This is a genomic window from Streptomyces fractus (assembly GCF_049844455.1).
Taxonomy (GTDB): Bacteria; Actinomycetota; Actinomycetes; order Streptomycetales; family Streptomycetaceae; genus Streptomyces; species Streptomyces fractus.
This window is the reverse complement of record NZ_JBMYHI010000002.1, coordinates 552,494-575,642: the sequence shown is the minus strand read 5'-3', so window position 1 is coordinate 575,642 and position 23,149 is coordinate 552,494. Positions and strand designations below refer to the sequence as shown.

General features: G+C 71.4%; 22 protein-coding genes. 4 read left to right on the top strand and 18 right to left on the bottom strand.

Going from position 1 to position 23,149, the window contains the following annotated elements:
- Position 1: 1 nt before the first annotated feature.
- The 10 genes from ACP4E5_RS04735 to ACP4E5_RS04690 form a co-directional block, all read right to left on the bottom strand.
- Positions 2-697: an SRPBCC family protein gene (locus ACP4E5_RS04735; RefSeq protein ID WP_425825435.1), complete on the bottom strand. Its 696-nt coding sequence runs from the start codon at positions 695-697 to the stop codon at positions 2-4.
- A complete protein-coding gene (locus tag ACP4E5_RS04730) occupies positions 688-1,227 on the bottom strand; it encodes a (2Fe-2S)-binding protein (RefSeq protein ID WP_425825434.1) in 540 nt (179 codons plus the stop codon). Before ACP4E5_RS04730 ends, ACP4E5_RS04735 begins: the two co-directional genes overlap by 10 nt.
- Entirely contained in the window at positions 1,224-3,602 is a 2,379-nt protein-coding gene (locus tag ACP4E5_RS04725; RefSeq protein WP_425825433.1) for a xanthine dehydrogenase family protein molybdopterin-binding subunit, read from the bottom strand. The genes ACP4E5_RS04730 and ACP4E5_RS04725 overlap by 4 nt, the downstream gene beginning before the upstream one ends.
- Positions 3,599-4,447, bottom strand: coding sequence for an FAD binding domain-containing protein (locus tag ACP4E5_RS04720; protein ID WP_425825432.1), 849 nt, complete (start codon positions 4,445-4,447; stop codon positions 3,599-3,601). The genes ACP4E5_RS04725 and ACP4E5_RS04720 overlap by 4 nt, the downstream gene beginning before the upstream one ends.
- The gene (locus ACP4E5_RS04715) at positions 4,410-5,867 is read right to left on the bottom strand and encodes an MFS transporter (protein ID WP_425825431.1); all 1,458 of its coding nucleotides are present in this window, start codon (positions 5,865-5,867) and stop codon (positions 4,410-4,412) included. The genes ACP4E5_RS04720 and ACP4E5_RS04715 overlap by 38 nt, the downstream gene beginning before the upstream one ends.
- A gap of 173 nt (positions 5,868-6,040) precedes the next feature.
- Positions 6,041-6,799, bottom strand: a complete 759-nt coding sequence (locus tag ACP4E5_RS04710) for a maleate cis-trans isomerase family protein (RefSeq protein ID WP_425825430.1) — start codon at positions 6,797-6,799, stop codon at positions 6,041-6,043.
- A 69-nt stretch (positions 6,800-6,868) separates the two neighbouring features.
- Entirely contained in the window at positions 6,869-8,302 is a 1,434-nt protein-coding gene (locus ACP4E5_RS04705) for an alpha/beta fold hydrolase (RefSeq protein ID WP_425825429.1), read from the bottom strand.
- Positions 8,303-8,306: 4 nt separating this feature from the next.
- On the bottom strand, positions 8,307-8,957 hold the full coding sequence (locus ACP4E5_RS04700) for an isochorismatase family protein (protein WP_425825428.1): 651 nt from the start codon (positions 8,955-8,957) through the stop codon (positions 8,307-8,309).
- 38 nt (positions 8,958-8,995) lie between these two features.
- On the bottom strand, positions 8,996-10,267 hold the full coding sequence (locus ACP4E5_RS04695) for an FAD-dependent monooxygenase (protein WP_425825427.1): 1,272 nt from the start codon (positions 10,265-10,267) through the stop codon (positions 8,996-8,998).
- 40 nt (positions 10,268-10,307) lie between these two features.
- Positions 10,308-11,339 (bottom strand): 2,5-dihydroxypyridine 5,6-dioxygenase NicX family protein, encoded by a 1,032-nt coding sequence (locus ACP4E5_RS04690; RefSeq protein WP_425825426.1) that lies wholly within the window; start codon positions 11,337-11,339, stop codon positions 10,308-10,310.
- Between the two features lie 382 nt (positions 11,340-11,721).
- On the opposite strand from ACP4E5_RS04690, the gene ACP4E5_RS04685 reads away from it, so the two are divergent.
- On the top strand, positions 11,722-12,936 hold the full coding sequence (locus tag ACP4E5_RS04685) for a beta-ketoacyl-[acyl-carrier-protein] synthase family protein (protein WP_425825425.1): 1,215 nt from the start codon (positions 11,722-11,724) through the stop codon (positions 12,934-12,936).
- Here ACP4E5_RS04685 and ACP4E5_RS04680 read toward each other — a convergent pair.
- The 5 genes from ACP4E5_RS04680 to ACP4E5_RS04660 all read right to left on the bottom strand — a co-directional run bounded on the left by ACP4E5_RS04680 (position 12,926) and on the right by ACP4E5_RS04660 (position 18,681).
- Positions 12,926-13,711 carry a class I SAM-dependent methyltransferase gene (locus tag ACP4E5_RS04680; RefSeq protein ID WP_425825424.1) on the bottom strand — a complete coding sequence of 262 codons (786 nt, stop codon included), beginning with the start codon at positions 13,709-13,711 and terminating at the stop codon, positions 12,926-12,928. The genes ACP4E5_RS04685 and ACP4E5_RS04680 overlap by 11 nt on opposite strands.
- A gap of 52 nt (positions 13,712-13,763) precedes the next feature.
- Entirely contained in the window at positions 13,764-14,381 is a 618-nt protein-coding gene (locus ACP4E5_RS04675; RefSeq protein ID WP_425825423.1) for a DUF1707 SHOCT-like domain-containing protein, read from the bottom strand.
- A gap of 21 nt (positions 14,382-14,402) precedes the next feature.
- Complete coding sequence (locus ACP4E5_RS04670) at positions 14,403-15,779, bottom strand: phosphatase PAP2 family protein (protein ID WP_425825422.1); 1,377 nt, start codon at positions 15,777-15,779, stop codon at positions 14,403-14,405.
- 244 nt (positions 15,780-16,023) lie between these two features.
- A complete protein-coding gene (locus ACP4E5_RS04665) occupies positions 16,024-17,259 on the bottom strand; it encodes a metal-dependent hydrolase family protein (RefSeq protein ID WP_425825421.1) in 1,236 nt (411 codons plus the stop codon).
- A gap of 9 nt (positions 17,260-17,268) precedes the next feature.
- Entirely contained in the window at positions 17,269-18,681 is a 1,413-nt protein-coding gene (locus tag ACP4E5_RS04660; RefSeq protein WP_425825420.1) for an MFS transporter, read from the bottom strand.
- Between the two features lie 140 nt (positions 18,682-18,821).
- Here ACP4E5_RS04660 and ACP4E5_RS04655 point away from each other — a divergent pair, with 140 nt between their 5' ends.
- Together ACP4E5_RS04655 and ACP4E5_RS04650 are read left to right on the top strand one after the other, a co-directional pair.
- Positions 18,822-19,751, top strand: a complete 930-nt coding sequence (locus tag ACP4E5_RS04655; protein WP_425825419.1) for a MurR/RpiR family transcriptional regulator — start codon at positions 18,822-18,824, stop codon at positions 19,749-19,751.
- Between the two features lie 106 nt (positions 19,752-19,857).
- Entirely contained in the window at positions 19,858-20,034 is a 177-nt protein-coding gene (locus tag ACP4E5_RS04650; protein WP_425825418.1) for a hypothetical protein, read from the top strand.
- Positions 20,035-20,059: 25 nt separating this feature from the next.
- On the opposite strand, the gene ACP4E5_RS04645 is transcribed toward ACP4E5_RS04650, so the two are convergent.
- The gene (locus tag ACP4E5_RS04645) at positions 20,060-20,380 is read right to left on the bottom strand and encodes a DUF6191 domain-containing protein (RefSeq protein ID WP_425825417.1); all 321 of its coding nucleotides are present in this window, start codon (positions 20,378-20,380) and stop codon (positions 20,060-20,062) included.
- A 92-nt stretch (positions 20,381-20,472) separates the two neighbouring features.
- Positions 20,473-21,228 (bottom strand): class I SAM-dependent methyltransferase, encoded by a 756-nt coding sequence (locus tag ACP4E5_RS04640; protein ID WP_425825416.1) that lies wholly within the window; start codon positions 21,226-21,228, stop codon positions 20,473-20,475.
- Positions 21,229-21,439: 211 nt separating this feature from the next.
- On the opposite strand from ACP4E5_RS04640, the gene ACP4E5_RS04635 reads away from it, so the two are divergent.
- Positions 21,440-22,264: an ArsR/SmtB family transcription factor gene (locus ACP4E5_RS04635; protein WP_425825415.1), complete on the top strand. Its 825-nt coding sequence runs from the start codon at positions 21,440-21,442 to the stop codon at positions 22,262-22,264.
- Positions 22,265-22,287: 23 nt separating this feature from the next.
- Here ACP4E5_RS04635 and ACP4E5_RS04630 read toward each other — a convergent pair whose 3' ends face one another.
- The gene (locus ACP4E5_RS04630; RefSeq protein ID WP_425841086.1) at positions 22,288-23,052 is read right to left on the bottom strand and encodes a class I SAM-dependent methyltransferase; all 765 of its coding nucleotides are present in this window, start codon (positions 23,050-23,052) and stop codon (positions 22,288-22,290) included.
- Positions 23,053-23,149 lie beyond the last annotated feature (97 nt).

Here is a 23,149-nt window from a genome sequence, read left to right as displayed (position 1 = left end):
GTCACGCCCGACGGCGCAGGTCCTTCAGCTGGGCCGACTGGGCCCGCAGCTTGCCGAACATCCAGCCCTGGAACAGGCCGACGGCGAGGCCCGCGGCGACCGGTCCGTACTTGGCGAGGATCGGACCCGCGACGAGCGACAGGCCGTCGAGTTCGGCGGAGGCGGAGGCAGCCGTGGCCGTGGCGGGTGTGGAGGCCGTAGCCGCGGTGGCCGGGCGCGTCGCGGCAGCAGGAGAGCCGACCGGGGCGGGGCCCTGATCCAGGAGCAGATTCCCGAGGTTCTGCGCGAACTGTTGCAGGATCCGGTCCGAGACCGTGGCGATCGCGCCCTTGCCGAACTGGGCCAGCTTGCCGCGGATCAGCAGATCCGTGCTGAGTTCGAGGCGCGCGCCCTCCGGGGCCTCGCCGATGTCCAGGATCACCTCGGCCTCGGCGTCACCGTTGCCATGGGTGTCGGCGCCGCTCGCGTGCACGCGCAGCCGGCGCTTCTCGGCGTCGACCTCGAGGAACCGCACCGTGCCCGCGTACGCGGCGCTGATCGGCCCGACCTTGACCTTGACGGCGCCCCGCCAGGCATCGCCGTCCCGGCCGTCGAGCGCCGCGCCCGGCATGCAGGACGCCACCTTCTCCACGTCGCTGACGAGCGCGAACACCGCGTCCGGAGCGGCGTTGACGACGACGGTGTTGGTCAGCTGCATGCTGTCTCCTCGATCGCGGTACAGGTCTTGGCGCAGCCGGCGCGGCGGGCCGTGGCGCAGGAGTCGATGGCCTCGACGATGGTCTGGTAGCCGGTGCACCGGCACAGATTGGCGGCCACGACCTCGCGGATCTCCTGCTTGGTCGCCTCCGGCCGCTCCGCGAGGAAGCCGTCCGCGAGCATCAGGAAGCCGGGCGTGCAGAAGCCGCACTGCAACCCGTGGTGTTCCGTGAACGACCGTTGCAGGTCGCTGAGTTCACCGGTCGCCGGGTCGGCGAGGGACTCGACGGTACGTATCTGCGCCCCTTCGGCCTGCGCGGCGAACATCAGGCACGCCCGCGCGGGACGGTCGTCGACCAGCACCGTGCAGGCCCCGCAGATGCCGTGCTCGCAGCCGACATGGGTGCCGGTCAGGCGCAGGTCGTGGCGGAGCACGTCGACGAGGGTGCGGCGCGGCTCGGTGATCACCTCGTGCTCCTCGCCGTTGACGTTCAGGGTGAGCAGCAGCAGGTTGTCCGGGGTGGTGGTCATGAGGAGGGCTCCAAGTTCGAGGACTCCAGGTTCAGGGCGCGGTGCACCGTCTCCGGGGTGATCGGGGTGTGGTCGAGTTCCGTGCCGGTGGGGCGCAGCGCGTCGTTGACGGCGTTGAGGACCGCGGCGGGCGCGCCGATGGTGCCGCCCTCGCCCGCGCCCTTGGCGCCGGTCTCGTTGAACGTGCACGGTGTCTCGAGGTGGTGGATGAGCACGTCGGGGATCTCGTGGGCGGTCGGCACCTTGTAGTCCATGAAGCTGGTCGCCGAGGGCTCGCCCTGCGCGTCGTACGTCACCTGCTCGAAGAGCGCGCCCGCGATGCCCTGGGCGATGCCGCCCCGGCACTGGCCCTCCACGACCTGCGGGTTGATGGCGACGCCGCAGTCCTCGACGCACACGTACCGCAGGATCTCGAACTGCCCGGTGCCCTGGTGGAGTTCGACGACGACGGCGTGGGTGGCGTTGGAGAAGGTGCCGTCGTTGAACACGTCGAAGGTGGCGGTGGCGCTCAGCCCCGGCTCGATTTCACGGGGCAGCAGGTGGGCGCGCAGGTACGCGATGTCGGCCAGCTCCTCGTGCGTGAGGACGCTGCCGTCCGCGCGCCGCACGCCGCCGCGCGTCAGCTCCACGTCGTCCGGGCCGGTCTCCCAGAGCGCCGCCGCGATCCGGCACAGCTTCTCACCGAGCTTCGCCGCGGCGAGCCGCACCGCGCTGCCGCCGATGGTGACGGAACGGCTGGCGAAGGTGCCGTAGCCGTACGTGACCCTGTCGGTGTCGCCCTGATGCAGCTTCACCTTGGCAAGGTCCAGGCCGAGTTCGTCCGCCGCGATCTGTGCGAGCGTCGTCTCGTGGCTCTGCCCGTGGCTCATCGTGCCGCTGGTAACGGTGACCGCTCCGCTGGTGTCCATCCGCACCTCGGAGATGTCGAAGCCGGGGACGACCTGCATCTTGCGCTGGGCGAAGGCCGTGGACCCGTAGCCGGTGCGCTCGCTGAAGCAGGAGTACCCGATGCCGAGGTACCGGCCCTCGGCCGCGGCGGCCGCCTGCTTCTCGTACCAGCCCTCGTCCTTGACGAGCCGCTCGCACAGGTCGAGCGACTCCAGGTAGGAGCCCGGGTCGTACGTGATGTTGTTGACGCCCGTGTACGGAAACTCGGTGATGACGTTGCGGCGGCGGATCTCGACCGCGTCGAGGCCCAACTCGCGTGCGGCGCGCTCGAAGAGACGCTCCATCACCATCACGTACTGCGGACGACTCACCCCGCGGTACGGGGCGGTGGGCGCCTTGTTGGTGGTGATCGCCCGGCCGCGCACCCGGTAGGCCGGCACCTTGTAGACGCCGGGCATCTCGGCCGAGGCCATCAGTGGCTCGATGCCCGCGGTGAACGGGTAGCAGGAGTACGCGCCCATGTCGCACACCACGTCCGCGTCGAGGCCCAGGATGTGCCCGTCGGCGTCGAAGGCGGCCCGCGCGTCGTAGTGCTGCTCGCGGGCGAGGAACGACGCGGACAGCGCGTCCTTGCGGTCCTCGATCCACTTCACGGGCCGGCGCAGGCGCAGCGCGGCGGCCGCCGCGGCGATCTCCTCGCGGCCCACGACGCACTTCTGGCCGAAGCCGCCGCCCATGTCGGGCACGACGACCCGCACCGCCCGCTCGTCCAGCCGCAGGCAGCGCGAGGCCACCGTCCGTACCTGGTGCGGAACTTGGGTGCAGGTGTTGAGGACGAGCTGCTCCTCCCGGTCGTCCCAGTGGGCGACGGCGCCGCGCGTCTCCAGCGGGAGAGCGTTCTGCCGGCCGGTCCGCGACTCGACCCGCACCACACACTCGGCGGCGTCGAATACTCCGTCGATGCCCTCCGTGGCGAACAGCGAGACGTCCACCAGCGTGTTGCGCGCGGCCTCCTCGTGGACCAGCGGGGCACCGGGCGCCAGGGCCTCGCGCTCGGAGGTCACCGGCGGCAGCGTCGTGTAGCGGACCTTCGCCGCCTCCAGGCCGTCCTCGGCGGCGTACGCGTCCCGCGCCACCACGATCGCGACGGGCTCGCCGACGTAGCGCACCCGGTCGCGGGCGAGCACCGGCATGGCCGTGGGCACGAACTCCGAGCGAGGACGGCCCAGGTCGGCCGTGATGTCCGTGAGATCCAGGTCCTCCGCGGTGAAGGCCGCGACCACGCCGGGCACCTCACGTACCGCCGTCAGATCGACGGAGGCGATCTCGCCGTGCGCGACCGTGCTGCGCACGAACTGGGCGTGCAGCATGCCGGGCAGCGCGATGTCGTCGACGAAGCGTCCGCGCCCGGACAGCAGCCGCGGGTCCTCACGGCGCGCCACCGACCGCCCCTTCAACTGCCTCTCGTTCTCCGCCGGTTCGGTCATCGGCTCATCGCCTCCTCACAGGCACGCAGGACCAGCGTGCGGACAAGCTGCTTGCGGTAGTGCGCGCTGCCCGAGGCGTCCGCCGGTGGATCGACGGCCTCGGCCGCCGCCTCCGCGCAGTCGGCGAAGGTGCCGCCGCCCGCGAGCACCACTTCCGCCTCCGGTACCCGGACCACCGAGGCAGCGACCCCGCCGAGCGCCACCCGGCCACCGCGCACCGAACCGTGCGACACATCGAGGTCCACGGCGGCGGACACCAGCGCGAAGTCGCCCTGCCGCTCGGCGAATTCGGTGAGCGCGGCGTGCGGGGCCGGGTGCGGGAAGACGACCTCGACCAGCAACTCGTCGGGATCGAGCACGCTCGTGTAGTAGCCGAGGAAGAAGTCACCGGCCGCGACGCGGCGCTCACCGCGCGGCCCGCGGGCGACGAACTCCGCCCGGAGGGCGAGCGCGAGCAGACACCACTCGGCGGTGGCGTCGGCGTGCGCGATGCTGCCGCCGATCGTGCCCCGCGTACGGATGGGCAGATGGCCGATCCACCGCATGGCGTCGCGCAGCACCGCGAACTCCCGGCCGAGCACACCCTCCGGGTCCGTCTCCACCGTGTGATGGGTGGTGAGCGCCCCGATGCGCAGGGCGCCCGATGTGTCACGGCGCATCCCGTCGAGTTCGCGCAGGCCGGCGATGTCGACGAGGTGTCCGGGCCGTGCGAGCCGGAAGTTCATCATGGCGACCAGGCTCTGGCCGCCGGCGATGACCTTCGCGTCATCGCCGAGCTCGGCCAGGAGCCGGGTGGCGCCGTCGACGTCACGAGCCCTGTGGTAGCCGAAGGGGGCTGGTTTCATGGTTCTCCCGGTCTTCCTGGTTTTCCTGCTCTTCTTGGTCTTCCTGTCGCGGGGACGGCGGGCCGGCGTCGTCGGGGTCCTGGTCGTCCAGCTCCCGTCCCTTCGTCTCGGGCGCCGCCACCGCCATCCAGCCGACGGCGAGGAGCACGGCCGCGCCGAGCACCGCGAACGTCCACGGAAGGCCAAGGAGCGGCCACAGCACCGAGCCGAAGAGCAGCGGCGCGAAACCGGTGAGCGCCCGGCTGACCGAGGAGGCCCAGCCGAAGCCACTGGCCCGCAGTTCGGTCGGGTACAGCTCGGACACGTAGGCGTACAGGGCGGGGATGGCGAGTTGGGCGAGGAAGCCGAACACACCGATGGTCACGACCGAGCCGGTCGGCATGTCCCGCACGATCGCGAAGATCACGAGGGCGAGCGAGGCGACCGGCGCCGAGACACCGATCAGCCACTTGCGGCCCACCAGGTCGACCAGGGCCGTCGAGGCGAGGACACCGACGATGCCCACGCCGCTCATCAGCGTCGTGCTCATGAAGGCGGCCGTGTCACCCTGCCCCTCCTCCTTGAGGATGGAGGGCATCCAGCTCAGCGCCGCGTAGTACACGAGCATGATGGTGGCGAACAGCAGCCAGGCCGCCGAGGTGACGCGCGGGCTGAACTTCCAGATGCTGCGCAGCTGTTGAGCGGCCGCGGCCACGCCGCGCGGGCCCTCGTCCGGGACCGGCTCCGGGATGACGTACGGCTCGACCGGCGCGCCCGTGCGGGCCACCAGCTCGTCGATGACGACCCGTGCCTCGGCCTCGCGGCCCTTCTTCGTCAGGTAGATGGGCGACTCGGGAATGCCGCGGCGCGCCCAGAACAGCAGCAGAGCGGGCAGCACCATCGTGGCGAGCATCCACCGCCAGTTGCCGTCGAGGGACAGCATGCCCGTAGAGACGAGCCCGCACAGGGTCACCCCCACCGGCCACCAGGCGTCGAGCGCGGTGAGGACCCGGCCCCGGTACTTGCGCGGCGAGAACTCGCCCACCAGCGCGTAGTCCACGGGGTTGCAGCCCCCGAGCCCGACTCCCGCGAGGAAGCGCAGCGCCAGGAAGACCGGGTACGTCGGGGACAGCGCGCCCAGGACCGAGAACAGGGCGAAGATCAGCAGGGTGACACTGAACGCCTTCTTGCGGCCCACCCGGTCGGCGACCGCGCCCCAGGCGATGGCACCGACGGCCATGCCCACCAGGTTGGCGGTGGCGACGAGCCCTCGTGCGCCGAGGGACAGGTCGAAATGCTGGCCCAGGAGCGGCATGAGGAAGCCGTTCAGGGCGATGTCGTACGCGTCGAAGAGGTATCCGAGACCTCCGATGATGAAGATCTTTCCCTGGACGTTCCATCTCCAGGGGAGATCCTGAACGATCTGATCGCCTGTTCTCACGTGCGCTCCACAGGGTCGTGTCGGGGGACGAACTGCGACGGGAGGTGCCTGAGTTTCTGATGAGGCGGGGGAGCGGGGCAGTGCGGAGAGACTGTCAGTGCGCGGACTGAGGTAATCCGAGCACGTACGAAAATGCTTGGCAAGGGGTGGCGCACGGAGTTAACGCGGTGGTTTCACGGCGCGGCCGGACCGGCGAGGAGGCTGCCCGCGTTCGGCGCCAGCGGCGGCAGACCCAGCTCGGACAGGATGCGGAACGCGGTGGCGGTGGCCGCCGAAAGGACCGGGAGTCCCAGCTCGTCCTCGACCGGCTGGATCGCCGGCAGGGACGGCATCTGCACACACGCGGACAGCACCAGCGCGTCCGCGTCGCCGAGCTTCAGCCGCTTGTAGTGCTCGCGCAGATCCTGCGGGTCGAGCCGGGCGACGGCCAGATTGTCCGGCACCTCAAGGCTCAGCGCGTCCACCACCTCGACGCCCGCGTCCTCGATGTAGTCGGCGACCTTGCGGGTCAGCGGCTTGAGGTAGGGCGTGACGATGGCGACCTTCTTCGCGCCGAGCGCGGCGATCCCGTCGAGCAGCGCGCCGGCGCTGGAGACCACGGGCACCAGCGCCTCCTGGCCGCGCAGCACGTCCTTGATCTCGTCCTCGGCCGTGCAGTGGTGGCCGGGGCCCTGCGCCATGATGGCGACGAGGCAGGCCGTGGCCACGACGTCGGGCCGGGCGTCGGCCAGTTCGAGGACGGCCCGCTCCGTCTGCGCGTTCATCGCCCGCAGCTCTTCGGGGGTGACGTGCTTCATGCGCATCCGGCTGCTGTGGAAGACGAAGCGGTCCTCCGGGGACACGGCCTCACGCGCCCGCATCAGGCGGGGGAGTTCGGTCTCCATCGTGAGGTTCGAGCTGGGGACGATCATCCCTATGTGGTGGTCCGGCATGGTTCGCTCCAAGTTTTGAGGCGTGCCTGATGAGGGCGTGTACTCAGGTGTCGGTGGTGAGAGGGGCGGTCAGTGCTCCTGGCCGAGCCGCTCCCAGTGGTCGGCGAGCACCGTCAGGTGACGCAGGACGTCGGCGCGCTGCTCCGCAGGGATCGGCCGCAGCAGCTCCTCGTCCAGCTTGCGGGCCCGCAGGTTCGCGTCGTGCACGGTGGCTCGGCCCTCCTCGGTGAGGTTGAGGAGCTTGCGCCGCGCGTCGGCGGGCGAGGGCGCGCGGGACAGCAGGCCCCGGTTCTCCAGGCGGCGCGCGACATCGGCCATCGTCGAGGTGTCGAGCGCGGCAAGGGCGGCGATGGAACGCTGGTCGCAGCCGGGGTTCTCGCCGATGATCTGAAGGACGGCGAACTGCGGCCCGGTCAGCGTCGCGTCGACGTCGTGCAGCCACGCGGCGAGGTACGCCTGGTACAGCCGGCGGGCCAGGAAGCCCGGGGCGTGGGTGAGTTCGTCGGGCGCGGCGACGTCGTCGTCGGCCTGGGGCGGGGTGGAGGGCGAGGTCATGGCACCGCTGTCGTGTGAGTCGTGTGCGGGGATCGAGGCGTCCCGCGGCTCCGGTGCGAGGGTCTGCCGCAGCGCGGTGCGCAGCAGGTCCAGGGCCGGTGCCGGGTTGTCCCAGAAGACCATATGTCCCGCGTCGGGGATGCGGACCATGCGCGCCGCCGGGTTCGCGGCGGCTGCCTCCGCGGCGCCCTCGGCGGTGACGACCGGGCTGTTCGCCCCGTACAGCAGCGTCGTGGGAGCCGGTACCCGGGGCCACCAGGCGAAGAAGTCCTCGCTCTCGAAGCCCTGGTGGGCGCGCTCGATCGCCTCCAGGCCGCAGCTCGCGAGCCAGCGGGCCCGCAGCTCCAGCTCGCGGCGCGGCCAGGTCGGCCAGAAGCCGCCGACCTCGTCGGCGTCCGTGCCGCGCCGGGCCTGCGACAGCTGGCGGGTGAACGCCGCGAGCGTGGTCGGGTACGGTCCCCGGCCGGGACCGCTCATCGGCGGGTCCACCAACAGCGTTCCGCCGAGCGGGACATGGCCCCGCACCGCGGTGGCGGCGGCGATCCGGGCACCCATGGAGTGGCCGAACAGCACGGGATCCGCCAGCTCCAGCTGCTCGATCACGGCTTCCGTGTCGGCGGCGAGGGCGTCGAGGGAGTGGTCCGCCGCGTCGTCGCTGAGGCCGCGTCCGCGGATGTCGAGGACCAACGGCCGTGCCAGGTCCGTCAGTTCACGGGCGACGAAGTCCATGGTGATCGCCGGGCTGGTGATGCCGGGCAGGATCAGCAGCGGCACACCGTCGCCGCCGTAGTCCAGGACGTGCAGCCGCACGTCCCCGCTGCGGGCCCAGCGGCTCACGGCCGGGACGTCGGCGAGGTCCGCGAGGCCGGGCTGCGTCAGGAAACGCTCCGCCCATCGAGCCTCGCGGTCGTGTGCGGCACCCCGTGCGGCTCCGGAAGACGCGTCCATGGTCTCAAACTCCCTTCGTCGTCAGGTACTTCACCATGTCCTCGTGGCCCACGACATCCCCGTACTTCGCCTGGATGTCGAAGAGCGCCGCCTCGTGCGGCCCCGACGCCCGGTCGCCGCAGGCCTCCGCGGGCACGAGCACCGGCCAGCCGTACTGCACCGCGTCCACCGCGGTTGCCCGCACACAGCCGCTCGTCGTGGCGCCGCAGACGACCGCGGTGTCGCGGCCGAGGCCGGTCAGCAGGGAGGCCAGCGCGGTGCCGAAGAACGCGGACGCGCCCTTCTTCACGATGAACTGGTCCCCCTCCTCGTACGGCAGCCGGGGGTCGAGCGCGACGGCCTCGCCGCCCTCGCGCAGGGCCCGCATGCCCGGTGCCTTGGCGAGCCAGGTGATGGCGTCGCCGTCGGCCTCGGCGGCCGTGTAGGCGATCACCGTCCACACCACGGGGACGCCGCCGGCGCGGGCCGCGCGCACCAGTTCCGCCGTGGCCTCGACGGGGGCGGTCAGATCGCTGCCGGTGGGGAAGCCAGGCTCGGTGAAGCAGCGGGTCAGGTCGACCACGATGAGGGCCGGGCGACGGCCGCGGGCGACGGTGGCGCCGAACCCGGCCCGCTCGTAGACGCGGTCGGTGGCGGGGTCGTACGGGGTGGGCACGGGACCTCCAGGGCGCGGGATCTGGCCGGTGGATCGGCTCAGTGGTGGTGGCGGTAGGCGAAGGACTCGTCGTCGGAGGTGTCGAGCGGGGTGCCGCGCCACAGCCAGTCGTAGGACACGTCGGACTCGCCGTCGTAGCGCTCGCCGAGCTTGGCGTCGCGGGCCCGCTGTTCGGGGCCGTCGGGGAAGCGGTAGAAGGTCTGGTTGCGCAGCGAGGCCTGCTGCACCATCCCGGCGTGCCGGGCGCGGCGGTTGACGTACCGCTGCAGCGCGCCGGCGATCCCCTCGCGGGTCACCGCGCCCAACTCCTCGGCCAGCACCGCCCCGTCCTCCATGGCCTGCGAGGCACCCTGCGCCTGGTAGGGGAGCATCGCGTGGCAGGCGTCCCCGAGGAGGGCCACGCGGCCGTCGATCCAGTTCGGGTCGCGGCGGCGGTGGTAGAGCGGGAAGCAGGTGATGTCGCCCTTGGCCTTGGCGAGCATGGCCGGGGCGCGGTCGTCCCAGTCGGCGTAGGCATCGACAAGCATGTCGGTGGTGCCCGAGAAGGTCTTCTTCTCGCCGTACTCGTCCTGCCACGGGACGCAGCCCACGATGTTGAGCCACTCGCCGCCGCGGATCAGGTAGTGGACGAGGTGACGCCCGGGCCCGTACCAGATGGTGCTCTGGTAGCGGTCGAACAGGAAGCGGGTGGCCGGGTCGGCGTGCAGCAGTTCGCCGGGTATCAGGGTGCGGAAGGCCATGTCGCCGGAGAAGACGAGCGTGTCGTCGGCGCCGATGAGGTCGCGGACGCGGGAGTGGATGCCGTCGGCGCCGACCAGGACGTCGGTCTCGTACCGGGTGCCGTCGTCGGTGACCGCGACGGGACGGTCCGGGGACGTACGGTCCAGTTCCACGACGCGCGCCCCGGTGACGATCCCGACGGCGGGCCCCGGGCCGAGCGGGTCGGTGCAGGCGTCGAGGATGGTGCGGTGCAGATCGGCCCGGTGGTAGTGCCAGTAAGGGGCGTTGAACTCCTCCTGGACGCGGCGGCCCAGCGGGGTGAGCCCGATGATGCTGCCGTCCTGCCAGCGGCGGCGCACCTGGTCCTGCGGCTCGGTACGGATGGCCTCCAGCTGCTTGCGCAGGCCGAGGCGCATCAGGACCCGGCTGGCGTTAGGCGCCGTCTGGATGCCGGCGCCCACCTCGCCGAGCTCGGCGGCCTGTTCGAGGACGGTGACGCGCAGTCCCTTGTGGCGCAGGGCCAGGGCGGCGGTGAGGCCGCCGAGACCGCCGCCGACGACGGTGACTTCGTAGGACTGGCTGAGAGGCAAGACTCCTCCAGGGGTGCGGCGTTGGGGTGGGGGACCGGGTTCAGCCTTCGACGAGGTGTCCGTCGGTGACGACGTCCGTGCCGTCCAGGCTGACCGTGCAGCCGCGCATCGCGATGTCGAGGTGGGCGTAGGAGTCGCGCTGGAGGTGCGGGTGCGGGCCCGTGGACCACAGGAAGTTCCCGGCGAAGGCGCGGGCGTCCATGCCCATCAACTCGTCCTTGCCGTACATCGCGGTGGCGAACCAGTCGGCGGACTTCATCAGGCCCCAGCCCATGTGGGAGAGGCTGCGGGCCCACTTGTCGTGCGAGTCCTCGAAGAAGGTGTTCAGCAGCTTGGCCTCGGCGCCGCCGGTGACCTCCTGGATGTGGCCGCCCGAGACGTGGAGCGTGACGGGACGCTGCACGTACTCCTTGAACGGCAGCAGGATGTCACCCTCAGCGAGCACGATCCGCCCGTCCGAGATCTCCGGCCAGCACAGCACCATCGTGCTCGGCCAGTGGTCCCAGCGGCCCGGGTCGTCGGCGAAGCCGGTCTGGAACTCCGGGTGGGAATCGGCCAGTTGAACCGTCAGGTCGGTGCCGGCCTCGGAGGTCACGCGCATGACGGACGAGGTACGGACCCGGTCCACGCCCTCCTGGACGCGCACCTTGTCCCGCTCGGTCGGCAGATTGCGGATGAGGACGTCGGGGGCGTCGCAGACGAAGATGATGCGGGTGCCGGTCTTGAGGATGTCCTGCTGGAGCGGGGCGTGGATGAAGCCCTCACGGGTCAGGTCCACGACCAGGTCGGCGGCCTTCAACAGCTCTTGTGCGGCCGTGTCGTTGAGGACGGAGACGAGGCCGGGGCCCGCGCCCGTGTGGGTGCTGGGCAGGGGGGCCGGGCTGCCGCCGGGCACCGTCGCGGACACGACGTGGGCGCCGAGGCTCTTCGCGGCCCCGAACGCGGCGGCTACGTAGTCACCACGGCTGCCGGGCTCGGAGAGCACGACGACGTGCTCTCCCTCGCGGACCTTGCACAGCTGCAGTTCACGGGTGAAGGCGTCGAGGACGTCGACGGACGAGAAGTCGAACATCGGGTGTTCCTCCGGGAGACGAGCGCGGACGTACTGGGCACGTGCGATTGGTGCGGAGGGTGCGAAGGCATGCGGGATCACCGCGGCGGACGCCGTACGGGGGCGCCACCGGGGGTTCTCACGAACCCGCCTGCCGAGATAATCCGAGCACGTACGATCTCGGAAATCAAGGGGGCGGTCGACGGGGGTGGGCACTTGGGTGGGTACTCGGGCGGGTGCTCCGGCCGGTGCGGGAGTGCGGCGAGACAATTGTCGTAACCCGACAATGTGTCGCCGTCGAAACGGTCGACTCTTGTCCTGCTTGGCGCGCTGATCGCTGGCATGATCGCCGGGGAAGCAGGACGGCAGCTATGTAGCATCTGAACAATGCAAGGAGGCTCAGGTGACTCGGAACGGTCATGTGCAGGTGACGGGCGTCGGCGCGATGACGCCGCTGGGAGCCGATGCGCCGGCGTCGTGGGCGGGGCTCCTGGACGGCAAGTCGGGGGTGCGGCTCCTGGAGGAGGAGTGGGCCGCGGAGCTGCCCGTGCATGTCGCGGCCGGACTCACGGTGGACCCGGCCTCGCTGCTCCCGCGGCCCGAGGCCAGGAAGCTGGACCGCGGCGAGCAGATGGCCCTCCTGAGCGCGCGCGAGGCATGGCAGGACGCCGGGGCCCCGCAGGTCGAGCCGGAGCGGCTCGCCGTCGTCATCGGCACCGGGACCGGCGGCGTGCTCACCACGCTCGGCCAGGACGACATCTTCGAGGCCAACGGGATCCGCCGGCTCTCACCCTTCACCGTCCCCATGCTGATGCCGAACGGTCCCGCGGCCTGGGTGAGCATGGACCTGGGCGCGAAGGGCGGCGCCAGGACCCCGGTGAGCGCCTGTGCGTCCGGGGCGGAGGCCCTCGCCATGGGGCAGGACCTGATCCGCGCCGGACGGGCGGACGTGGTGGTCGCCGGTGGTGTGGAGGCGTGCCTGCACCCCTTCACCCTCGCGGCGTTCGCCCAGATGAAGGCGTTGTCGACGCGGTCCGATGACCCGGAGGCGGTGTCCCGCCCGTTCGACGTCGAGCGGTCCGGGTTCGTCATGGGCGAGGGCGCGGGCATGATGGTGCTCGAACGCCCCGAGTTCGCGCGGGCACGCGGCGCACGCGTCCACGGCACGCTGGCCGGCAGCGCGGTGAGTTCGAGCGCCGACCACATCACGGCATCCGACGCGGACGGCCAGTCCTTCGCCATGGAACTGGCGCTGCGCGACGCGGAAGTGGCTCCGGCGGACATCGGGGTCGTGCACGCCCACGCCACCTCCACGGAGTCCGGTGACGTCGCGGAGGCCGAGGCGATCGGCCGCGTGATCGGCAGGCAGGCCGCGGTCACGGCGACCAAGTCGATGACCGGTCACATGCTGGGCGCGTCCGGGACGGTGGGTGCGATGGCCGCGATGTTCGCGCTCAGGGACGGTACGTTGCCGGCCACGCGCAACCTCGACACACTCGATCCACGTGTGGACCTGGACGTGGTCCGCGGCGAGCGGCGCTCCGGGCAGTGGTCGGCGGCGCTGGCCAACTCGTTCGGGTTCGGCGGGCACAACGTCAGCCTGGTCTTCACCAGTTGAGAAGCGCCCCGGCGCGGGCCACGAACAGCGGCTGGAAGAAGCCGGATTGCTGCGGCGTACGCCACTCGCCGTCGACGAACCCGGCGTCCGCCGCGAGCCCGGCGAGGCGCTCCTGGCCGAGGGCCCAGTAGGAGGCGCGGCGCACCCGGACACGCCAGTCGTCGCGTCCGTCGTCCGGGAGGAGCTGGAAGTGCTCCAAGTCGTAGTGCTCGCCGTCATCCTGCCAGTGCCAGAGCTGAAACGTGACCGTTCGCCCGGCGTCGTCGCCCGCGGGGTGGACCTGCGGAGGCATCGACGCGGGGCGTTCGCGCAGCAGGTCCTCGTACGGACGCGTGCTGACAAGAAGCAGCCCGTCGGGGCGCAGCACGCGGCGCATCTCGGTCAGGGCGGTGCGCACGTCCTGCGCGGTGAGCAGGTGGCACAGCGAGTTGTCGGCGCACACGACGACGTCGAACCGGCCGTCGGTGAAGGGGAGTTGCCGCATGTCGGCGGTGGCCGTGCGCAGCGGGAGCCCCCGGCTCGCGGCCTCACGGGCGGCGCGGGCCGTGGCGCGGGGGCTGAGGTCGGTCCCGGTGACCCGGTGTCCGTGCAGCGCCAGTCCGATGGCCTGCGTGCCGATGCCGCAGGAGCAGTCGAGCACCTCGGCGCCGTCCCGGCCGATCACGGCGTCGAGGGCCGCGCCCTGCCGCCGGAGGCTTACGTCCCAGTCCGGGTAGATCAGGTGGTAGTCGTCGGCCAGTTCGTCGTAGAAGCGCGCCACGGCTGTCTCGGACATGGCCCGAGAGTACCCGCGCGGCGCCTTACCCGTTCCGTTTATCTGTTCCGTCTTATCCGTTCCGTCGCAGGAGCCACTGCCCGATCGTCCGACGCGGGGGACGGACCACCACGCTGCCATGGGTCTTGTGGCCGAGGAGCTCGATGCGCAGGGAGACGGGCGCGTCCGGATCCAGCGGCCTGTGCCGCTGCTTGACCTTGCAGTGCGCGAGCTGAAGGCCGTCGGTGTCGACCACGACGCCCGGCTTCGTGACCAGCGTCAGCCGCTTGCCGATCATCGTCGAGTCGATCACCAACGTGTCATGGGTGAGCACGGCGTCGGTGAAGTCGAGCGTCACGTCGCAGAAGGTCACCGCGAGTTCGAGCCTGCGCGGCACGACCCAGCGCCCCAGCCGCTCGATCGCGCCGCTGTGCACCTGCTCGATCCGGACGACGTCCTTGGCCTCGGCGGCGGGCCGCAAGTCGGCCGTGAGCGGCGCCAGTTCGCTCAGCGTCCGCGCCGCCAAGGCGACCTCGAGCCGCTCGTCCAACTCCTCCGCCGTCAGCATGCCGTCCCCCGCTGCGACACGCAGCACGTCCACGACGCGGTCCCGGTCGGCGTGCGAGGCCCGCGGCTCGGGTGCCGAGCCGGAGCCGGGGCGGCTCCCGGTGGGTGAGATCTCTCCCGACATGTGTCCCTCCTGGCGACGAGGCTACGCGAGCTCCGGCTGCGGGTCCGCCGAACCCGCCTTCGACGGGCGCGGGGGCGGAGGCGCGGCCTTCGGGCCCCACTGCTTTGTGGTGTGTACGTAGAGGAGGACCACGGAGCCCGTCAGCAGGAGCAGCAGCGGGCCGAACGCCCAGGGGCGCGCGGCCATGTGGGTCGGGAGGTAGCGGTAGGACAGGAGCAGCATGGTGAGGACGGCCGTCCCGTAGCCCGCCATCAGCGTGGCCCGGCGGTCCCAGCCGCGGGCGAAGGCGCGCATCGTGGCCTCGATGGACAGCGCGAAGACCGTGCCGGCGAGCAGGTCGACGCCGTAGTGGTAGCCGAACCCCAGGGTCGCGGTGAGCGTGCCGACCAGCCAGAAGGTGCCCGCCCAGCGCATGGCGCGGGAGCCCTCGCGGGTGTGGATGAACAGGGTGATGGCCCACGCGGTGTGCAGGCTCGGCATGCAGTTGCGCGGCGTGATCTCGTCGAACGGGAACTGGTGCGGGACACCGATCGCCGGGAAGGTGTGGGGCCAGATGTCGGCCACCGCCCAGTGGGCGCCGTCGGGACCGAAGGCGTAGAGCGGGCCGACGACCGGGAAGATCATGTAGATGGCCGGTCCGAGGAGACCGATGGCCAGGAAGGTGCGCACCAAGTGGTGGGCCGGGAACCGGCGTTCCGCCGCCACGTGCCGCAGCTGGTAGAGGCCGACGAGGGCGGCGGCCAGCGGCAGTTGACCGTATACGAGATGGAGGAAAGTGCCGCTGAACGGAGAGGTGGCCTCGACGAGCCGGCCGACCAGCCACGACGGGTTGGCGAGCGCGTGATCGGCGGTGGCCACGTACTGGTCGAGCACCAGGGGGCGGGTCTTGGATGTGATGAGGAGCCAGGTGTCGCCCGTCTTGTGGCCGAAGACCAGCAGAAGGCCGAGGCCCGAGCCCTTGAGGAGAACGGATCTCTCCCGGCCCGTGCGGCGCGCGAGGCCGAGGACGGCGATGCCCAGGATCACCCACAACGCGCCGTTGCCGAAGCTCAGGTCGGCGCCGACGATCAACCGCACCAGCACGAAAACGATGTCGATGCCGACGGCCGTGCACAGCGCGATCAGGCGCTGCCGCCAGGTCAGCACCACCATGGTGAGCGCCAGGCCGCCGTACAGCAGCGGCCCCGAACGCGGCGCGAAGATCACCTCCTGGGCCTCTACGGTGATCGGCCCCGGCTGCCCGTAGTGGCGCGCCACGAACTCCAGGGCGATGTGGAAGCCGAGCGTCACCAGGCCGATCGCGACCCACAGGAGGGTGCGCGGCTGCCGCCAGGCGGGCGGCCGGGGTTCGGCGCCGCGCTGCTGCGGCAGGGGTATATGAGGTGGTGTGGTCTTCAATTGTCCGACTTGGTGGCTTGGTTCCGGCTGCGGGCAACTGCGAAGATCTGGGTGATCGTCGCAGTTCGAACATGTTAACGGCGGGTGGACAAGGTAGGTAGGGGCAGGTTCGCGGCGGCTCCGCACGAGGGGCGGGTCGTGGCGGAGGGCCTGGAGCTGGTCGCCAGGGTGTGACACATGGTGCGCGGGGGCCGGCCGGTGTGTGCGGCCGGTGTGTGCGGCGGGCCCCCGCGACTCTCACCCGCTACCGGACCGGACGCCCGCCCTGGACGACGGCCACCTGATGCCGCGCGGGATCGGCCAGCGCCGTGATGTCGGCGAGCGGGTCGCTGTCGACGACCAGGAGATCGGCGCGGGCCCCGGCGGCGAGCGTCCCGATCTCACCGCCCATCCCGAGGAGTTCGGCGGCCACCGACGTCGCGGAACGGATCACGGCGAGCGGCTTCTGCACCTCCGAACGGATCCGGAACTCCTCGTTCTGATGGCGGTGCATCCCACCGAGGAGGTCCGAGCCGTACGCGATCCGGGCCCCGCCGCGCGCCGCGCGTTCGAGGGCGCCGAGGCCGGCGCCGAGCACGTCGTCGACCTTGCGCCAGCTGTCCTCGGAGAGCCCGAACTCGCGGCCCTCCTTCTTCAGCGCCCAGTACGTGACGAGCGTCGGCACGAGGAACGCGTCGTGCTCCGTGAGCAGTTCGACGCTGCGGTCGTCGATCAGGTTGCCGTGCTCGATCGACCGGACGCCCGCCTCCAGGGCCCGGTTGACCGCACGGGCGGTGTATGCGTGCGCGGCGACGTACCGGTTCGCGGCCTCCGCCTCCTCGACGGCGGCGCGCAGTTCGGCGGGGGAGTACTGCGTGGAGTCGATGCGGTCGGTGGGCGACGCGACACCACCGGAGGCCATCACCTTGATGTGGTGGGCGCCCTTGCGCAACTCGTCGCGGGCCGCGACACGCACCGCGTCCTCGCCGTCCGCGACCCGTCCGTGGTCGGCGCAGCACGGGTGCTCGTCGTGGTGCCAACTGCCCGCCTCGCGGCTGTCGCCGTGCCCGCCGGTCTGGCTCAACGCCTTGCCGCCGAAGGCGAGCCGGGGGCCGCGTACGAGCCCTTCGCGCTGCGCCCTGGCGAGTCCGAAGTCGGCGCCCGCCATGTCGCGGACCGTGGTGAATCCGCGGTCGAGCATTTCGCCCATGATGCGGGCCGCTTGCGCGGTGACGTAGCTGGCCGGGGTGCCGGCCAGTGAGCCGAGCGCGGCGGTGAACGCGGTCACATGGACATGCGCGTCGATCAGCCCGGGCAGCACGAAACCGCCCCGCGCGTCGAGCACTTGGGCGTCGCCCGGTCGCTCGGACCCGTCCTCGGCGATCCGGCCGTCGACGCACAGAAGGTCGCCCTCGCGCCAGGTCCCTGCCTCCAGGTCGAGGAGGTGGGCATTACGCAGAACGAGAGCGTCACCGGTGTGCGGCGAAGGGTTGCTGGTCATGGTGGGGGATCACTCCTTGGTTGCGGGGGTGGCCGGGGATGAGGGGGCATGGGTGGTGACGGGGGCGCCGATGTCCTCCAGTGAACGGTTGGCCGTGGACAGGCCGAAGGCGAGCGTCACCACGACACCGATGGCGAGCACCGCCGTCGTCATGCCGAAGACACCGGCGAATCCGGCCCCGGCGGCCATCAGGCCGATCACGGTGGGCGCGATGATCGACCCGATCCGGCCGAACGCGCTGGCCAGACCGCTGCCGGTGGCACGGATCCAGGTCGGGAAGACCTCGGGCGTGTACGCGTACAGGCCCGCGTAGGTGCCATTGAGGAAGAAGGACAGCACGGCGCCGGACACTGTGATGGCCACCGGCGTCGAGGTCTGGCTCAGCCAGTACGCGGCGAGGGCCGAGCCGGTGAGGTAGAGCGCGATGGTGTGCTTGCGGTCGAGGCGCTCACTGAGCCAGGCAGCGGAGAAGTAACCGGGCACCTGAGCCGCGTAGATGATGAGCGAGAACGAGAAGCTTTGGGTGACGGTGATACCCCGCTGGACGAGCAGCGTCGGGATCCAGGAGAAGAAGCCGTAGTACGAGAAGGTGATGACGAACCACATCACCCAGGTGACGGCGGTGCGCCGGGCCATCTGACGTGACCAGAGGAAGCGCAGCCCGGTCCGTACGCTGGGTGGGGTGGTGTCCTTCGTGGTGGGCGCGGTCTGTGCGGGCGTCTGCTCTACAGGCGGCAGCGGACGGCCCGTTGACTTCTCCACGCGGCGCTCCAGGTCGGCGACGACCACCTCGGCCTCCGCGTGCCGCCCCCGTTCCAGGAGATAGCGGGGCGACTCCGGAAGCGCCCGCCGCCACCACAGCAGCATCAGGATGGGCACCGCCGTGACGACCTGGGCCCAGCGCCAGCCGTCCGCCCCCAGCGGCACGATGAACCGGCCGATGAGCGCGGCGGCCACGAATCCGAAGGAGAAGAACCCGGCGAGCGCGCCGACGAACCAGCCGCGGCGCTTGGACGGCACGAACTCGGAGAGGAACGGAGCGATGATCGCGCTCTCCGCCCCGGTGCCCGCCCCGGCGAGGACGCGGGCGCCCAGGAAGACGGGGAAGTTCGGGGCCGCGGCGGCGATCAGGGTGAAGACGACGTAGAACGCGAGGGCGTACATCATCACGCGCTTGCGGCCGATGCGGTCGCCGAGGATCCCGGCGATCGCGGCACCGAAGAGATAGCCGAACGGCGAGGCCGAACCGATCAGGCCGAGCGCGCCGTTGCCCAGGTGCCACAGGTCCTGGACGCTCGGCAGCAGGAACGCGACCACGGCCGCGTCCATGCCGTCGAAGGTGTAGCCGAGCCCGCCGATGAGCAGCAGAACGTAGTGAGGTCTGGACAGCGGGAGTCTGTCCAGGCGAGCGAGGAGGGACATGGGCGGATCCTCGAAGGTGTCGGGGGCGTCCTCGATGTCTCGGGGACGCGGGGGACGTTCACCGCCCACGCAACGTAGATTGCGTCCCGACGTTTACGCAATGATCTTTGCGTTACGTTCCGGGAACGTAGAGTCTGGGCGTGCGCCTCGCTCGGGGGCGGCAGGCGTCCTCTACAGCGGAGTTGTGTGTGCACGGCGAACTGGCAACCTGGCTGCGCGATGCCGCCCCGGCCCGCGGGCTGCGCCCCAAGGCCGCCGCGATCGTGGACTTCCTCGCCTCGCAGCCCCAGCAGGCGGCCTACGCCTCCGTCGCGGACGTCGCCCGCCGCGTCGGCGCCAACCCCGCGACCGTGACCCGCACCGCCCAGACGCTCGGCTACGACGGCTGGCCCGACCTGCAGCGGGAGTTGCGGGCGCGCTATCTCTCCCACCTCAGCGCCGCCCAGGTCAACGCCGCGCACCGGGAGGAGGGCGGTACGTCGTGGGCCGGCTCGCTCAGCCGCGACCAGGAGAACCTGGCCCAACTCGCGGCCCACGCCGACGACGAGGCGGTCGCACGTATCGCCGAGGCGATCGCCTCCGCCCGCCGCACCCTCGTGATCGCCGCCGGCAGCTACGCCTCCGCGGGCACCGCCCTCGCCCACAACGCGCGGCTCGCCGGATACGACGTCCGGCTCGAGGCCACGGGCGGCGCGGATCTCGTCAACTCCGTTGCGGCGCTGGGCCCGGAGGACCTCCTCATCGCCATCTCCTTCTGGCGTCTCTACCAGAGCACGGTGACAGCGGCGGAGGACGCGAGTGAGCGCGGGACGCGCGTTTTCGTCATCACGGACGCGGCCAGCCCACCGCTTGCCGCCGCGGCCGAGGACGTCCTGCTGGCCCCCGCCGAAGGCACGTCCTTCTTCCCGTCCCTCACGGCGGGCCTGGCCCTGTGTCAGTCCATCGTCGCCCAGCTCGCCACCCTCGACCCCGACCGTACGGCCGCGTCGGTCGCGGCGGCGGAGGAGCGGTGGGTGCGATACGGGGTGCTGCACCGGGCGGCGACGTTGAAGTGGGACGGAAAGAGGTAGCGGACGGCGGGGTTTGGTGGCGCAGTGTCGCGAGTGTGTGGCAGAGCACGTCCGGCGCGGGGGAATTCGTGTGCCCGATGTCAGTGGCGGGCACTATTCTCTTCACATGATCCCCACACCCGAGCAGAAAATTGCGCGGTCTGCCGACGAGCTCAACGAGCTGATCCGTGATCTCATGCTGCGCTCCGGTGGGCGGTTGAGTACCGACCAGCGTCGTGAGTACGAAGTGCTGGTCGCGGAGTGGGCGACGGCCGAGCGTGGCGGGATTGTGAAGGCGGCGTAGGGGCCGCCTACGGTGTCGCTGTCGGCTAGCCGCTGGCGCGGGGCAGGCGGACCACCGCCGTCCCGCCGTCCAGGTTCACCGTCGTCCTGTTCGGCGGCGCCCCGTCGTCCTCGTTGTCCGGTATGACCAGCGCCGACTGCCGCTCCTTGAGCTCATGCTGCTTCCCGGGCGACAGCGCGCCGTGCAACTGCTCGAACCCGGTCGCCGAGACCTGGCCCTGCCGGATGCCGGGTCGCCACGGCAGTACCCCGGCCCGGCCCGCGCGCAACAGCAGCTGGTCGACGAAGGCCAGCAGCGTCAGCACGATGACCAGCCCCGGCAGTGTCATGAAGAAGATGAACTCCATGGCACTCACAACTGTCGGTGAGTACTCAGAGTTCCCGGGAGGGCTGAGGGGGGTGCGGGCGGGATGTCGCCGCCGGCGTGACGAGCGGCGCGTCAGGCCGAAGCGTGGCGCAGGCACATCACGTATCCGGAGCCGCCCGGCTCCCGGCGCAGGGTCTCCACGGTCCACGGTGACGCGTCGATGAGGCCGGCGAGTTCCCCGGGTGACGCCAGCCAGTAGTCGAACCACGGGGTCGCCGTCGCCTCGTCCCTGACGCGGAGGCGGAGCTGGCCCCGTGCCCGTCCGTGGCGGAGGTTGCGCGCGTGGTACGCGCCGTGTTCGGTGCCGCCGTCACCCGGGTCGGAGCCGGAGCCGATGAGGAGCGCGCCGGGGTGGCTCGCGGCGGCGAGGGCGGCCAGGACCTGCGGCGCCTGGTCGGGACCGCCGAGCAGGCCGAGGTTGTTGCCCATCAGGGCGACCGTGTCGAACCGGCCGAGGCCGTCGGGGAGTTCCGGAACCGAACCGACCACCGCCTCGACACCCCGCTCACGTGTGACACGTACTGCCTCGGGGGACGAGTCCAGCCCCACCACCTCGTGCCCGCGGGCCAGCCACTCGACGGCGTGCCGCCCACCGCCGCACCCCACATCGAGCACCCGCCCAGCTGCCTGCGCCCACGCCCACTGCTCGAGCGCCGGCCACTCCTCCCGCGTGAGGAAGTAGCGCGCGGCGTCGTTCGCCCGGATCAGCCCGTCATCACGCTCGATGACCTCCACGGCCGACCATGGCGTGGCCCCGGCCTGCCAGCAGCGGGCCAGGATGCGGCCGAAGGCGTCGTCGACGCGGGGGTCTTCCGGGGGTGCCTGCATGGGGCAACGATGGCATCAACCACCCCGCGTCGCACGCGAATTGGATCCGACTGCCGCCGCCGCGGACTGAGGAGGCGCATCCGCCCAGCGGCCGAAGTGTGAGTCCTGGCGGCCGCCCGCCCTGATTGACATGCAGCCAAACGGTTGCCTATTGTTGATTACGCAGCCACTTGGCTGCATGTCGAGTCGACCGAAGGAAGGCACGACCTCCGTGGACGCGATATTCAAGGCGCTCGCCGACCCCGGGCGGCGGCGGCTGCTCGACAGTCTCAATGACCGGGGCGGGCAGACGCTGGGCGAGCTGTGCGGGGAGCTGGACATGGCCCGGCAGTCGGTCAGCAAGCACCTCGCCGTCCTGGAGGCCGCTGGCCTGGTCACGACCGTGCGCCGAGGGCGCGAGAAGCTGCACTACCTCGACGCCGCGCCCCTCAACGCCGTCGCGGACCGCTGGCTCAGCCGTTACGACCGGCATCGCGCTGCCGCCCTCGACGACCTCCGTACCGCACTGGAAGAGGAACCTCCCATGAGTGACACCACCCCCGACGGCTCCGCCGCCACCGCGCCCTTCGTTCACACCAGCTACATCCGCACCACCCCCGAGCGGCTGTGGGAGGCGCTCACCTCGCCCGCGTTCACCCGCCGCTACTGGGGCGTGGCCTTCGAGACCGACTGGAAGCCCGGCTCGCCCATGGTCTGGGTGGAGGGTGACAACCGCACCGAGGACCCCGAGCAGGTCGTCCTCGAGGTCGACCCGCCGCGCCGCCTCGCCTACACGTGGCACACGTTCACGCCCGCGTGGGCGCAGGCCGTCGGCGTCGACGAGGAACTGCGGCAGCGCATCGCCCGCGAGGCCCGATCGAAGGTGTCCTTCGATCTCGAGGCGGTGGGGGAGACCGTGAAGCTCACCGTCGTCCACGACGGCTTCGAGCCCGACAGCACCGTCCGCGGCATGATCGGCAACGGCTGGCCCGCCCTGCTGTCCAGCCTCAAGACGCTCCTGGAGACCGGGGAACCGCTGCCGGATCCGCAGGGCTGAACGCCGGGCCGGTGCTCGGCTCGTCAGCGCCGGCGGGCCACCAGGAGATCCACCACGTAGCTCTCCTCCACTTCCCCGGCGGGGAACGCCTCGGCCAAGCGCTCCCGCTCACGCGTGAGGAACGCGCGCCGGTCGCCCTCGTCGAGGACCAGGAAGGCGGAGCGGCTGCCGATGTTGGCGAGATGCGTGTCGAGCGGCACGGTGCGGCTCCAGCGCAGGTGGCGCCGCATCACCCGCAGTCCCGTCAGGCCCGCGAGACGGACGGCGTCGCTGTCCGAGGGGCGTACGGACGGCTTCGGAGTCACCCCGCAGTGCCGCGCGATGCGCTCGTGCTGGTCGCTGATCCACGGCACGTCGAAGGCCGTCGTGTTCCACCAGATCGCCAGCGCACCGCCCGGCCGCAGCACCCGCAGCGCCTCGGGCACGGAGCGGGAGGGGTCGGTCCACTGCCAGGACTGCGCGTACGTGATGAGGTCACGGGAGTCCGTCGCGAGCGGCAGGGCGTTGCCGTCGCCGCGCACGACCGGCACGTTCGCGATCCGCTCGCGGCACTCACGCGCCATGGCCTCGCCCGGCTCGACGGCGAGCACCTCGGCGCCCCGGTCCCGCAGCAGCACGGTGGCGATCCCCGTGCCCGCGCCGACATCCGCGACGCGGCTGCCCGCGAGGCCGGTCTCCGTGAACTCCTCGATGGTGTCCAGGAGTTCGGCCGGGTAGGAGGGGCGGCTCGTCGCGTACTGGCCGGCGGCCGCATCGAAGGACGTGGCGCGCGACGTGGAGGACTTCATCTGAGGTGGGGTGGCGCTCGACCGCGGTGGGGTGGTGTTCGTGCCCGTTGGTGTCGCGTTCATGCCCGGTGGGGTGGTGCTCATCCCCGCATTCTCG

What these genes read in the sequence shown, in the direction of transcription:
- ACP4E5_RS04735 (WP_425825435.1), bottom strand. Translation starts at nt 697, where the DNA reads ATGCAGCTGACCAACACCGTCGTCGTCAACGCCGCTCCGGACGCGGTG.
- ACP4E5_RS04730 (WP_425825434.1), bottom strand. Translation starts at nt 1,227, where the DNA reads ATGACCACCACCCCGGACAACCTGCTGCTGCTCACCCTGAACGTCAAC.
- ACP4E5_RS04725 (WP_425825433.1), bottom strand. Translation starts at nt 3,602, where the DNA reads ATGACCGAACCGGCGGAGAACGAGAGGCAGTTGAAGGGGCGGTCGGTG.
- ACP4E5_RS04720 (WP_425825432.1), bottom strand. Translation starts at nt 4,447, where the DNA reads ATGAAACCAGCCCCCTTCGGCTACCACAGGGCTCGTGACGTCGACGGC.
- ACP4E5_RS04710 (WP_425825430.1), bottom strand. Translation starts at nt 6,799, where the DNA reads ATGCCGGACCACCACATAGGGATGATCGTCCCCAGCTCGAACCTCACG.
- ACP4E5_RS04705 (WP_425825429.1), bottom strand. Translation starts at nt 8,302, where the DNA reads ATGGACGCGTCTTCCGGAGCCGCACGGGGTGCCGCACACGACCGCGAG.
- ACP4E5_RS04690 (WP_425825426.1), bottom strand. Translation starts at nt 11,339, where the DNA reads ATGTTCGACTTCTCGTCCGTCGACGTCCTCGACGCCTTCACCCGTGAA.
- ACP4E5_RS04680 (WP_425825424.1), bottom strand. Translation starts at nt 13,711, where the DNA reads ATGTCCGAGACAGCCGTGGCGCGCTTCTACGACGAACTGGCCGACGAC.
- ACP4E5_RS04675 (WP_425825423.1), bottom strand. Translation starts at nt 14,381, where the DNA reads ATGTCGGGAGAGATCTCACCCACCGGGAGCCGCCCCGGCTCCGGCTCG.
- ACP4E5_RS04665 (WP_425825421.1), bottom strand. Translation starts at nt 17,259, where the DNA reads ATGACCAGCAACCCTTCGCCGCACACCGGTGACGCTCTCGTTCTGCGT.
- ACP4E5_RS04660 (WP_425825420.1), bottom strand. Translation starts at nt 18,681, where the DNA reads ATGTCCCTCCTCGCTCGCCTGGACAGACTCCCGCTGTCCAGACCTCAC.
- ACP4E5_RS04650 (WP_425825418.1), top strand. Translation starts at nt 19,858, where the DNA reads ATGATCCCCACACCCGAGCAGAAAATTGCGCGGTCTGCCGACGAGCTC.
- ACP4E5_RS04645 (WP_425825417.1), bottom strand. Translation starts at nt 20,380, where the DNA reads ATGGAGTTCATCTTCTTCATGACACTGCCGGGGCTGGTCATCGTGCTG.
- ACP4E5_RS04640 (WP_425825416.1), bottom strand. Translation starts at nt 21,228, where the DNA reads ATGCAGGCACCCCCGGAAGACCCCCGCGTCGACGACGCCTTCGGCCGC.
- ACP4E5_RS04630 (WP_425841086.1), bottom strand. Translation starts at nt 23,052, where the DNA reads ATGAAGTCCTCCACGTCGCGCGCCACGTCCTTCGATGCGGCCGCCGGC.